The following is a 12,628-nucleotide window of genomic DNA, read 5'->3' on the forward strand; positions in this document are numbered from 1 at the left end:
CCTCCCACCTGTCTAGATCAGTCGGAGGGGGCCTCGACGGCCCCCTCCGAGCCTTCCCCCAGGAATCGGTTGCGCGGGCGAAGCCCGCGCTCGAAAGGCGCTCAGACGGCCCTTGCGATTACTCCGACGGCCTCCTAGATTCTCGAAGGGGGGACCCAACTCCCCGATTGACACGCGCGCGAGCCCGCAGATAATAATGGCCTCGACGCCGCGGCCTGCCCGATCGCAAGCCGCTCGCTCGCACGTCCCCTCACCACTCAACCCTGGAGGACGCACCATGGCAGCATTAGCGTTTTCGCTCGACGGAAAGGTCGCCATCGTCACCGGCGGCGGGACCGGCATCGGCAAGGCGATCGCCATCGAGTTCGCGCGCGCCGGCGCGGACGTGGTCATCGCGAGCCGCAAGCCGGAGCACCTGGACCCCGTCGCGGAGGAGATCCGCGCCGTCGGCCGCCGCTCCTTCGCGCTGGCCCTGGACGTGAGGAACGAGGACCAGGTCCGGGAGCTGGTGGCGCGGACCGTGCGCGAGCTGGGGAAGCTGGACATCATGGTGAACAACGCCGGCGCCTCCTTCGTGGTCCGGTTCGAGGATGTCTCCCTGAACGGCTGGAACGCGGTGGTCGGCATCAACCTGAACGGCGTCTTCCTCGGCTGCAAGTGGGCGGGGAAGCAGATGATGCAGCAGGGCGGCGGGGTCATCATCAACGTGGCCTCGATCGCCGGGCTCTACGGCTCCACGACGATGCCGCACTACGGGGCCGCCAAGGCCGGCGTCATCAACCTGACCCGGACCCTCGGGAGCGCCTGGGCCCGGCACGGGGTCCGCGTCAACTGCATCGCCCCCGGCCCGGTCGAGACCCAGGGCTACCTGGAGAACCTCTACAAGACGAACCCGAACGCGGACGCGATCTACCGGGCCGTCGCCGCGCGCGTGGCCATGGGCCGCTGGGGGAAGGTGGAGGAGATCGCCTACCCCTGCATCTTCCTGGCCTCGGACGCCTCGTCGTTCATGACCGGCACCACGATCGTGGTGGACGGCGGCCCGCTCTCGAGGGAAGAGGCCGCCTGACCTTCCTCGGAGGGGGGCTCCGCCCCCCTTCCGAACCTCCCCCCGGATTGCGCCGGCTCAGCCGGCGCTCGAAGGGGGAACGGTGAATCACGAGCGAACGCAGCCCACTGACCGGCGGATCGGAGGAGGGGCGCCATGCCGACAGCCAGCGTGAACGGGATCGCGCTGTACTACGAGGAGACCGGCCGCGGGAGGCCGCTCGTCTGGTCTCACGGTTTTTCCTGCGGCCTCCGCATGTGGGCCCCCCAGGTGGCGGCGCTCGCGGCCCACTACCGGGTGATCGCCTACGACGCCAGGGGGCACGGAGCCTCGGAGGCCCCGGCGGCTGCCGAGGCATACTCTCAGCCGCTCTCCGTGGAGGACCTCCGAGGGTTGCTGCGCCACTGCGGGATCGCGCGGGCCGTGGTCGGCGGGCTCTCCATGGGCGGCAACATCGCTCTGAACTTCGCCCTCGCCCATCCCGAGATGGTGGACGGCCTGATCATCTGCGACACCGGCGCAGGCTCCGATGGCACCGCCGAGTGGGTGGCCCAGTGCGAGGCGTGGGCCCAGCTCCTCGAGCGCGAGGGGATCGAGGCGTTCGCCGACGCGATCATGGCCCACCCGCTCCTGGCCCGCTATGTGGCCCAGGGGCCCACGGCCGCCCGCCACATGCGCTCGCTCGTGACCACCCACCGCGCGCGGGGGCTCGCGCACACCCTCCGCGGGGTCCTGGCGCGCCGCCCGACCATGTATTCGCTCGAGCCGAAGCTCCGCCAGCTTCCCGTCCCCGCGCTCCTGATCGTCGGAGAGTTCGACGAGCCGTGCGTCAAGGTCCACCGGTTCATGGCCGACGCCATTCCCGGGGCCGCGCCCGTCCTGATCAAGGGCGTCGGCCACATGACCAACCTCGAAGACCCGGCCACCTTCAACGGTCTGGTGGCGCAGTTCCTGAGGCGAATCCACTGCGCGTGAGGGACCACCGGACGTGAACGCTTGGCGCGTCTGGGAGGATTCGAACCCCCGGCCCTCGGATTAGGAGTTCTGAGCGCAAGGTCCAGAAAAGTCAGCGGCGGCGAAGTTGGTTGCAGATAAAGCGACCAAGAAGGCGCCGCGGAAGTGCGGCGAAGTACGGCTCGGTTTCAGCTGGTCAGTGACATTCCCGGTGACAGCCCTGGCTCACCGAGTCATCGACCCCTCGCGCTCGACGGCCTCCACGTCTTCGCCGGCTTCGCGCTTCGCGCGGCGCTCACCGAACCAGTTTGCCTGGCTTCGTACAGCGCGATCCTCACCGCAACGAGTGTGGACGCCACACGGGTGGCCTGCCAGTTCCACAGAGCGGAAATGGTTGACGCCTGCGCTCAGATCGGCCGGGCCTTGCTGCCTCATCATAGAAAGGTCAGCGACGGAGCCTAGGACAACCCCGATTCTGTAAATGATCCGTCTGCCCGTTGGCCGAACCGGCTGTAAGGCAATGTGAAACTCGGCTTCGGCGAGCACAACGTCGCGAGTCAGGCTCGTATAGATTGCCGGCGTCTCGGGAGGATTCCACCGCGCTCCTCGTTGATTCTCCCGCTCAGGTGGGTAATCACCAAACATATGACGGAACACTTCCCCTCGCCATGGATTCGCGCGAAGCTGATCCAGCCTGTCGAGAAGCTCCCGATCATAGATCACCGAGCTACTATCCTCTAGACGTAAGCACCATCCTTGAGCTGGGCGATCACCGTGAGGACGTCCTCGATCTTGCCCTGCTGAATCCTATCCGCCGGGCGTTCGCCACCGAGTTGTTTATGTGGCGAGAATAGCCACAAGCGGGCTTCCTCAGGCGAGTACAAATCGCCGAGCTCGCTGACTAGCCACTCCAGCCGGAGCAGATAGTCACGCCGGTCTGGTTGGGGCTGGGTTCTGCCCGCTCGCCACCGAGACACTGTCTCCGGTGTCGTATTGAGGAGTTGCGCGATCTCCCGCGCTGTAATTCCGCCTTTCTTCTGAACCTTATCGAGACGCGTGGCAAGAGCACCAGCCATGGATCTCACCTCCTATTCGGGAGCATATCTACACCTACGCGCGACGGCGCTGTCTCAGAACCCGCCGCCGCGGCACCGCCGAGTACGTGCTGCCGGGTTCGGTCCGAGCCATCTCGCCGAGCGTGTAACGCCAACCATCCAACCTCCGGCGTTCGGTCTCGAGCCTACCTCGTGTCGCGCCCTCCAAAGGTGCTTGCAGGGCTCGGCCGAGCCTATCCGTCGCGGGACGAAGGATCCGGTCCAGATACGCACCAGCGCGAAGATCTGGCGGCACACGGCCGATGCTCCCTACCTCCTCCATCCTCGTGAAGACGAAGTGTCGTCGAGGATTGGCGAGCATGTCCGGTGCACCACGACGGCAGCACGCTGTGTTGGCGCACGCAAAATTAGCTCGCAACGTACGGTTCTGGAGAAATGCCTGTGCGCGCTCGCGCGTGAGGAAGATCCCCAGCGTTGCGATGTAGACGCGTTGGTGGGGAGCGAACCCGCCTTCGCTAGAAGAGCTTCAAGGTTGCGCTGACGGACCTCAGTGCGGATTTCCTCGTGGGCGTTGACGTACTCGGGGTCAAAAACGACCCCACTCACTGCGGCTTTCCCTTCGGAAAGTAACTGGGAGAGGACGCGATGGTCGTTGCGGCCTGGCCTCAGGTATAGACCGAGGGGCTCCTGGACTGGTCGCACTAGCCGCGGCATGACGTCCAATGACGTATCCATGGACATTTCCATTAACGTTAGACTTGACTTTACAGTTGACAAACTGGAAGGTCAAGAGAAATGTTGAGGGCGAGTCATCGATATTATATTAGTAGAATCACATACTTACGTATTCGGATCTCCTCCTCGGCCCGGCGGTCGATCTCCGCCCACCTCGCTCTGTGCCCTCAGATCCCGACGGCTTCGGTGACAGTCGGTCGCGTTTTCGGTGACAATCGTGGCGGGGAGCGCCCCGCAAGCCGTTGATTTTCTGGTGCGCCTGGGAGGATTGGAACTCCCGGCCCTCGGATTAAGAGTTCGGCCGCCGATTCGTGAACAACTCCCGCGTTTCTAAATACCTCAGTGCCATTAGCCAACCCCCCGGCAGTGCGCCAAAGTGCCGCCAAGGGCGGGCTGTTGAACGTATTGAGTGACAATTTCAGTGACAGTATCCCGATGCCACGTGCGGTCCTTAATCTCCCCGTCCGAACGTCTCCGCATCTAATCGATCGCCCTAAGTAGTCTCTCCCGAAACGGGGGGCATCAGACCGCCTTCATCTCGGTCTCCGCCTTTTCCAGCCAGTAGTGCATGTTCATCTCGCGGTACATCGTCGCCGCGGTGGTCAGATGCTCGTGAGCCTGCTCCGGCTTGCCGGTACGGCGGTGGAGCCTGCCGAGACCGAGGTGGCAGTGGGCGCAATCGGGCCGCAGGCCGAGTTCCGTCGCCAGCTCGAGGGCCTCCTTGAGACACTCGAGCGCCCGCGCGTGATCGCCGCGTTCCCGCCGCGCGAAGACCTCAGCCTGGAGGCGCAGCAACGGCGCCCGATAGCCGCGCGCGTCCCGCTTGGTCGCCGCCGCCAGCCCCTCCGAAACCTCCGCGGCCGCCGTCTCGACCTCGCCGGCTATGAGATACGCGCCCGCCGTGACGGTCCGGTATCGCGTCCACTGGAGCACGAACGACCCGAGGGGCCGCTCGAAAGCACGGGCCAGACACTCGAGGCCGCGCTCTCGATCGCCGAGGAGCAGGAGCGAGTAGCCGAGATAGAGCGAGTTCGCGGTAATCCCGTGGATCAGGTCGTGCTCGCGGCTGACCGCGAGGCCACGCTCGAGACAGGGCACTGCAGCCTCGGCGTCGCCGCGCGCCGCGTGGGCGTATCCGAGGTAGGCGCTCGCGATGCTTAGGCTTGACGGATGGCGGATTTCGCTCGCCATTCGGAGCGCGTCGGTCGCTGAGCCGAGCGCCTCGTCGAAGCGCCCGAGCGCCGCGTGCGCCTCCGATCGCCAGCCGCCAAGGCTCACATAGATGGGGAACACGAGGCCCGGGTCCTCGTTCGACCGCTCGGGGGCGCCGAACAGCGCGATCCCCGCGCCGAACTCGCTGATCGCCTCGGCGAAGCGCCCGAGGTCCCGGCACGCGACCCCGGCGACGTACCGCGCGTAGCTCCGCGTCCGGAGGTCGCCCAGGTCGGCGCGGTCGAACGCCTCACGCGCCTTCTCGATCGCCGAGGCGAGCGTGCCGGGGATCATCTCCGTGACCGCGATCGCCTGTGCCTGCCGGACCTGCACCTGCGCGAGGTGCGGGCCGTCGTCGAGCCGCCGCGCGAGGGCCTCGGCCTTCTCGCCTAGTTCGCGCAGGTCCTGGAGCTGCCCCGTGGAGATCCGCGTCGCCCACAACTCGAGACAGGCATCGAGCTTGAGCGTCAGGTCCGCACCGTCACCCAGGCGGTCGAGTGCGTCCACCGTCGCCTCGAAGAACCTCGCGCCGGCGGTGTACCGCGCCTGGGCACGGGCCTTCTCGCCGGCCTGGTACAGGTACCCCGCGGCGCGGTCCCAGGCCTCTCCGCGCACGGCGTGGTGCGCGAGCAGCTCGGTCTGCTCCGCCATGCGGTCGACGAAGCGCCGCTCGAGCGCGCCGAGGACCCGCCCGTGCAGGATACGGCGGCGATCGCGGACGAGGCTCTGGTACGCGACCTCGAGCGTAAGCGCGTGCTTGAAGGTGTACTCCAGTTCCGGGAACAGGCTTGCCTCGTAGAGGAACTCCGCCGCCTGGAGGTGGGTCAGCCCCCGTCGAAAGTCGTCTTCGGGCTGCTCAGCGATCGCCTCTAGCAGCGCGAAGGGAACGTCTTTCCCGATGACGGCGGCCGACTGCAGGAGGTGCTTGACGGGCTGCGGCAAGCGGTCGATCCGGGCCGCGAGGACCGCTTGGACGGTGGCGGGCACTTGGATACTGTCCACCCGCTTCTCGAGCCGGTACGCGCGCCGCTCCCCGACCATCACCCGGGTCTCGACCAGCGTGCGGACGCTCTCCTCGAGGAAGAACGGGTTACCCTCGGTCCGCTCGATCAGCAACCGCTTGAGCGGCTCAAGGCCGGGGTCGTCGCCGACGAGGTCGTTCAGGAGCTCCTCCGCGCGCTCGGACGGTAGCGGATCGATGCGGAGCTGCGTGTAGTAGCTCTTGCCGCCCCAGCCGTGCTGGTACTCGGGACGGTAGTTGACGAGCAGAAGTACCCGCGCCGTGGGCAGCCCTTCGATCAGGCTGTCGAGCAGCGCCTGGGTCTCGGAGTCGATCCAGTGGAGGTCCACGAATACCATGACCACGGGCTGCACCTGGCTCTCGCGCAGGACGAGCCGTTTCACGGCCTCGAGCGTCCGCCGGCCGCGCTCTGCAGGGCTCAGCGCGTCCCACGGCGGATCCTCGACGGGCAGGCTCAGGAGCGTGAGGAGCGCCGGGAGCAGCGGCTTCAGCGCCTCGTCCAGCGTCAGGAGCTTGCCGGTCACCTTCTCGCGGATCGAGCGCGGGTCGTCGTGGTCCTCGACCTTGAAGTAAGCCTTGAGGGACTCGATCACGGGCAGGTACGGCGTCGCCTTGCCGTACGAGACCGACCGGCTTTCGAGAATGAGGCACCCGTCGGTGCGATGCGAGTGGGTGAACTCCCAATAGAGCCGGGACTTGCCGACGCCGGCCTCGCCCACGAGCCCTACGACCTGGCCGTGGCCGGTGCGGGCGCGCTCGACCGCCTGCCGTAGCTGGTTGAGCTCCGCGTCGCGGCCGACGAAGCGGGTGAGGCCGCGAACGGCGGCGGCGTGCAGCCGCGAATGGACGGCCCCCGCCGCGGTCACCTCGTAGACCTCGAGCGGCGTCTCGAGCCCCTTGACCGGCCGTGCGCCGAGCGGCTTCACCACCACGTATCCCTCGGCAAGGTTCAGCGTCTCCGGCGTGATTAGGATCGTCCCCGGCATCGCCATCTGCTCGATCCGCGCCGCGAGATGCGTCGTCTGGCCGACCGCCGTGTAGTCCATCCGCAGGTCGTTACCGATCGAGCGCACGACCACCTCGCCGGAGTTCAGCCCGACCCGGATGTGGATGGGGATGCCGAGGCTTCGGTGCAGCTCGTCGGCGTAGCGCTTCACCGACTCCTGCATCCCGAGCGCAGCATAGCAGGCGCGCACGGCGTGGTCCTCGTGCGCCAGCGGCGCGCCGAAGAGCGCCATGATCCCGTCGCCCATGACCTGGTTCACCGTGCCCTCGTACCGGTGGACCGCGTCCATCATACGGTCGAGCACGGCATCGAGGAGCTTTCGCGCGTCTTCCGGATCCCGGTCGGCCAGGAGCTCCATCGATCCCTTGAGGTCCGCGAAGAGCACCGTGACGAGCTTGCGCTCGCCCTCGACGGCATCTCTGGAGCTCAGGATCTTCTCGGCTAGGTGCTTCGGCGTGTACGCTACCGGTGAGTCGAAGCGCGAGGCCGACTCCGCGCCCGCGGCCACGGGCTGCCCGCACTCGGCGCAGAACTTGGCGCCAGGCGGGGCGCCGTGCTGACAGCGCGGGCAGTTCATGGAGCCTCCGACCTCACTCAGCCGGTGCCTCGAACGCGCTCACTGTATCCCAGCGCGAAGCCCTTGACAACCCCGGCGAGAACGCGGACTATACGCAATCGTCGAATCCTTCTGAGCCGGAGGAGCACCATGGCGGAGCAGATTCCGACCGGAGCCGTCCACCACTTCCGCCTCACCGTGAGTGACGTCGATCGGGCGTGCGCCTTCTACACCTCGGTGCTAGGTTTCCGGAAGGTCATGGACCTCAATTCAGGCGTCTTCCTCACCAACGGCACGATCGGCCTCGGCCTCGGCCCAAGCCCGGACCAGAGCCGCGCGATCAAGGACGACCGCTTCGACGAGAACCGCGTGGGCCTCGACCACCTGAGCTTCTCGGTCGCCTCCAGGGTACAGCTGGAAGCCGCCGTCCGTGTCCTCGACACGCACGGCGTCCCGCACGGCGAAATCAAGGACCTTGGTGAGGCCTTCCGGCTCTACATCGTGGCGTTCCGGGATCCCGACAACGTACAGCTCGAGCTGAGCGCGCCGTATTCGAAGTAGCGGCGGGCCGTGCTCGCAGTTGTCCTTCAGCACCAGCAGCTCGGCGACGCTGCTCGCAGCTGTTCAAGACAAGCGGTACCAGGGAAGGTTCCTCGAGGATCTTCGCTAAAGACTTCCAGCCGGTGTCGATGCAGAAACTGCTATCTATCTGGTCGCCTACTTACGCCCATGTACGCCCCGTCGCTCCGACCGGCCAGGCGCGTCCTGGCAAACCCGTGCTACCATGCCCTCCGCTAGTTGACTCGGAGGGGGGCTTACGAGCCGAGGGGCTGCCGACGAGCCGCAGGCGAGGAGAGCCACGAGGCGAGGCCCGAGTGGTCGTTCGAGCCGAGGGGCTGCCGACGAGCCGCAGGCGTGGCAGTTCGAGCCGAGGTGCTTCGGCGCAGGTAGCTTAATCGCCTGCGCCAGCGACGAGGCGAGGCCGGGGTCAATAACGCCGAGGCGAGGCCCGAGTTAATTGCGCCGGCCGGGTACCCGCGCCGGAGGCGTGGGTGGGCGCTTGAGCGTGCTTATTCCGACAGCCACCCAGCCCAGAGGAGAAAGCCAGGGTGCCCACCCAGAACGCCGAGAGAACCAGGAACAGAGCCGCCAGCGATCGGCAGGCGAGGGAACTTGTCCGGCAATGTAAGTCCGCGAAAATTCATCTCATTCGTTTCCTCTACTGCGGTAACGACAGCGTCATCCGCGGCAAGGCCTGCCACACCCAGTTCCTGAACTCCTACCTGAAGTCCGGGATCGGCCTCACCGTGGCCATGCAGTCGTTCAACATGCTGGACCAACTGGTCCCCGAGGGCTCGTTTGGCCCCGTGGGCGAGATCCGCCTCCTGCCCGATCCGGAGACCTTCGCGATCCTCCCCTACGCCCCGAAATCCGCACGGCTCCTCTGCGACATGGTGACGCTCGAGGGCGTCCCCTGGGGGGCGTGCACCCGGAGCTTCTTGAAGCGGATGATCGAACGCGCGCGTCAAGCGGGCGTGACTCTCAAGGCCGCCTTCGAGAACGAGTTCACCCTCGCCCGCCGGGAGGGCGAGCGCTACGTGCCCCTGGACCGGAGCCCCTGCTTCTCCACGATCGGCATGGACTCGGCGGCGCCGATCATCGTGGAGATCATCGAAGCTCTCATGGCTCAGGGCGTCTACCCTGAGCAGTACTACGCCGAGCTCGGGCCGGGCCAGCAGGAGCTTCCGGTGCGCTTCGCCGACGGGCTGAGAGCTGCCGACAACCAGATTACGGTGCGCGAAACCGCGCGCGGGGTGGCTGGGAGGCACGGGCTCCTGGCCTCCTTTGCGCCGAAGCCCTTCCCCGACCAGGCCGGAAACGGCAGTCACATCCACTTCAGCCTCTGGCGGATCAGCGACGGCAAGAACCACTTCCACGACCCCAAGGGCCGCTACGGCCTCTCAGAGGCCGGCTACGCCTTCCTCGGCGGCGTGCTGGCGCACCTCCCGGCGCTGGTGGCGCTGACCGCCCCGAGCGTCAACTCCTACCGGCGCCTCCAGCCCCGCTTCTGGGCGAGCGCCTACACCGCCTGGGGGCCCGACAACCGCGAGGCCGCCGTCCGCATTCCCTCCAAGCGCTGGGGGCTCGAGATGGAGTCCACGAACCTGGAGCTCAAGCCCTGCGATCCGTCCAACAACCCCTACCTGGCGCTGGGCGGGCTCCTGGCCGCCGGGCTCGACGGGATGGCGCGAAAGGTCGATCCCGGAGAACCCGCCCTGACAGATCCGGACACGCTCTCCGAGGCGGAGCGGAAGCGACGCGGGATCCGGCGCCTTCCGACCTCGCTCGGCGAGGCCCTGGACGCCCTGGAGCGGGACCAAGTCCTCCGGGAGGCCCTCGGCGACGTGCTCGCCCGGGAGTACCTGACGGTCAAGCGCTCGGAGGTCCGGGGCTTCGAGGGCAAGGACGTAGGCTTCGAGATCGAGCAGCACTTCTACAAGTACTGACACCGTGGATCTCTCGGATCTCCTCGTGGTGGATGGGCACTGCCATCCCCTGCTGCCGGATCCCTGGGCCGTGTCCGCTGAAACGTTCCTCGCCCTCTTCAGCGAAGGCCGCCCCGGCACGATGACGGCCCACATTCCCCACACGAGTTATTTCCGGCGAGCCCTCCGCGCTCTGGCGCAGCGCCTCGGTGGCGAGCCGACGATCGAGACAGTGCTGGCGCGCCGGCAGGCGCTCGGCATCGAGGGCGCGCGGCGCTGGCTCACCGACAGCCGGGTGACCGCGCTCCTCGTGGACACCGGCTATCCGCCCGACACCATGCCGCTCCCTGAGATGCGGCGACTTCTCGGCTGCGCGGTTCACGAAGTGTTTCGAGTCGAGACGTGTGCCCAGGCGCTCCTTGCCAAGGCGCTCGAATACGAGGAGTTCCTGGAGGCGTTTCGTCAGGAGCTGACAGCGGCCGCGCGGCGGACGGTGGCGTTCAAGAGCATCATCGCGTACCGCTCGGGACTCGCCGTCCGGGCGTGGAGGCGGCAAGAAGCCGCGGACGCCTATCAACGCGCCGTGGCCCGGGTCCAGGCCGGAGGCTCGCCGCGGCTCACGGAGAAGCCGCTTCTCGACACGCTCCTGGAGGTCACGCTCGACGTGTCGAGAGACACGGGCCGGGCTCTCCAGCTTCACACGGGCTTCGGCGACCCCGACATTGATCTCCTCCAGGCTAACCCCCTTCTGCTCCGCCCGGTGCTCGAGGACCCGCGCTGGGCGGAGGTCCGCATCGTTCTCCTCCACCTGGCCTACCCGTATTTCCGAGAAGCCGCCTTCATGGCCGCGGTGTGGCGCCAGGCGTATGTGGACATCTCCCTCGCACTTCCGTTCCTCGGTGCTGGGGCCACTCATGCCCTGATCGAGGTCCTCTCCCTCGCGCCGGCGAGCAAGCTCCTCTACGGCTCAGACGTGGGCGGGCTCCCTGAGCTCTTCGCCCTCGCAGCGGAGTGGGCGCGCCGCGCGCTGGGCGAGGCCCTGGGCTGGCTCGTCGAGCGAGGCGGGCTTGGCGGCGAGGAGGCCCACAGGGTCGCGCGCCAGATCCTCTCGGAGAACGCCGCGGCGCTGTACGGCCTGTGAACGCTGCTTGACCGTGCGGGCCGGCCGGGCTAGGTTTCCTGAGAGAGACGGTCGCCATGCCGCTGGTCGCCGCCGTCGCCTGCGCCCACACCCCGCAGCTCCTCGTGCGGCCGCCGACCGAAGATCGCGATCTCGTCCTGCAGGTTCACGCGGCCTTCGCGCGGATGAAAGGGCTCCTCACGGAGGCGCGGCCCGACGCCCTCGCCATCGTCGCCGGCGACCACATCGAGGGGTTCTTCCTGAACGCGGTGCCCGCCCTGGCGGTGTTCGTGGGAACGGAGGCCGCGGGGAAGTTCGGCCGCTACGCGTACCGCTTCCCCGTCCACGAGGCGCTGGCCCGCGCGATCCTGGAGGGAGGGATCGACCTCGGGTTCGACCTCCTCTACTCCCAGGACCTGCCGCTGGACTATGCCTTCTTCATCCCGCTCCACTTCACGATGCCGGAGCCGGCGGTGCCGATCGTCCCCCTCTTCGTCAACGTCTACCTGCCGCCCCAGCCGACGCCGCGCCGCTGCTACGAGTGGGGCCGGGCCCTGGCCCAGATCCTCGCCGCCAGGCCGGAGCGCGTGGCGCTCATGGCCTCCGGGGGGATGTCGCACTTCCCCGGCACCGACCGCTACGGCGCGCCTGACTTCGACTTCGACCGCCGGTTGCTCGAGATGCTCAAGCAAGGCAAGGGCCGGGAGTTGGCTCGTCTCACGGGAGAGGAGCTGGACAAGGCGGGCAACGTCGAGCTCCGCACGTGGTTGATCCTCCTCGGCGCGGTCGGCGACGCTCCCGCCGAGGTCCTCTGCTACGCGCCGTCCTGGCACCACGGCAACGCCGTCGTCTCCTGGCCCGTATGATCCATTACGCGTTCCCTCCCGCCCGCGCCTATCGGCTGAACAAATGCCTCTTCGCTCTCAAGAGCGACGACGGCTTTCGCGATCGTTTCCGGGAGGATCCCGAGGGCGGCATGGCCGAACTGGGGCTGTCCGACGACGAGCGAGCCGCGCTGGCTGTCCAGGACCGCGACCGACTCATCGCCCTGGGCGCCCACCCCTACCTGGTCTTCATGGCCCAGTTCCGCCTCCGAATCGAGGCAGACCCGTCGGGCTTCGAGTACTTCTGACCGGCCTGGAGGGGGAAACGAGGTGGGCGGCCTATCTCTGGAGTATTGATTCGGTGGTGCGCCTGGGAGGATTCGAACCCCCGACCCTCGGATTAGAAGTCCGATGCTCTATCCAACTGAGCTACAGGCGCAACAAGCATTTAGCTTACACCTTTGCTAGTACGCGCACGAGAGTCCAAGTTCTACCCTAAAAACGCTCTAAGCGAATGGGTCTGAGCGGAAGTACGTGGGGACGCGGGGTTACGGAACAACGAGTGCGCGAGAAGGCTGCTGGAAAAAACGCTCTAACGATCGGAGGGGGCG

General features: G+C 67.2%; 10 protein-coding genes and 1 tRNA gene. 7 read left to right on the plus strand and 4 right to left on the minus strand.

From position 1 onward, the window contains the following. Positions 1-277 precede the first annotated feature (277 nt). Both HY726_06150 and HY726_06155 read left to right on the plus strand, forming a co-directional pair. The gene (locus tag HY726_06150; protein ID MBI4608567.1) at positions 278-1,069 is read left to right on the plus strand and encodes a glucose 1-dehydrogenase; all 792 of its coding nucleotides are present in this window, start codon (positions 278-280) and stop codon (positions 1,067-1,069) included. 135 nt (positions 1,070-1,204) lie between these two features. Continuing rightward, a complete protein-coding gene (locus tag HY726_06155) occupies positions 1,205-2,023 on the plus strand; it encodes an alpha/beta fold hydrolase (GenBank protein ID MBI4608568.1) in 819 nt (272 codons plus the stop codon). A 204-nt stretch (positions 2,024-2,227) separates the two neighbouring features. Here the strand turns inward: HY726_06155 and HY726_06160 are convergent, their stop codons facing one another. From HY726_06160 to HY726_06170, 3 genes are all read right to left on the minus strand, one after another. Beyond that, complete coding sequence (locus HY726_06160; protein ID MBI4608569.1) at positions 2,228-2,725, minus strand: RES family NAD+ phosphorylase; 498 nt, start codon at positions 2,723-2,725, stop codon at positions 2,228-2,230. 14 nt (positions 2,726-2,739) lie between these two features. Continuing rightward, positions 2,740-3,078 (minus strand): DUF2384 domain-containing protein, encoded by a 339-nt coding sequence (locus HY726_06165; protein ID MBI4608570.1) that lies wholly within the window; start codon positions 3,076-3,078, stop codon positions 2,740-2,742. Between the two features lie 1,236 nt (positions 3,079-4,314). After that, a complete protein-coding gene (locus HY726_06170) occupies positions 4,315-7,608 on the minus strand; it encodes an AAA family ATPase (GenBank protein ID MBI4608571.1) in 3,294 nt (1,097 codons plus the stop codon). 129 nt (positions 7,609-7,737) lie between these two features. On the opposite strand from HY726_06170, the gene HY726_06175 reads away from it, so the two are divergent. From HY726_06175 to HY726_06195, 5 genes are all read left to right on the plus strand, one after another. After that, positions 7,738-8,148, plus strand: a complete 411-nt coding sequence (locus HY726_06175) for a VOC family protein (protein ID MBI4608572.1) — start codon at positions 7,738-7,740, stop codon at positions 8,146-8,148. Positions 8,149-8,696: 548 nt separating this feature from the next. After that, entirely contained in the window at positions 8,697-10,094 is a 1,398-nt protein-coding gene (locus HY726_06180) for a glutamine synthetase (protein MBI4608573.1), read from the plus strand. A 4-nt stretch (positions 10,095-10,098) separates the two neighbouring features. Next, positions 10,099-11,214, plus strand: a complete 1,116-nt coding sequence (locus HY726_06185; GenBank protein MBI4608574.1) for an amidohydrolase family protein — start codon at positions 10,099-10,101, stop codon at positions 11,212-11,214. A gap of 56 nt (positions 11,215-11,270) precedes the next feature. After that, a complete protein-coding gene (locus HY726_06190) occupies positions 11,271-12,059 on the plus strand; it encodes a hypothetical protein (GenBank protein MBI4608575.1) in 789 nt (262 codons plus the stop codon). Continuing rightward, positions 12,056-12,325: a hypothetical protein gene (locus HY726_06195; GenBank protein ID MBI4608576.1), complete on the plus strand. Its 270-nt coding sequence runs from the start codon at positions 12,056-12,058 to the stop codon at positions 12,323-12,325. The genes HY726_06190 and HY726_06195 overlap by 4 nt, the downstream gene beginning before the upstream one ends. 54 nt (positions 12,326-12,379) lie before the next feature. Here the strand turns inward: HY726_06195 and HY726_06200 are convergent. After that, positions 12,380-12,456: transfer RNA gene (locus HY726_06200), tRNA-Arg, on the minus strand. Between the last annotated feature and the right edge of the window lie 172 nt (positions 12,457-12,628).

This window comes from Candidatus Rokuibacteriota bacterium (assembly GCA_016209385.1).
GTDB lineage: Bacteria > Methylomirabilota > Methylomirabilia > Rokubacteriales > CSP1-6 > JACQWB01.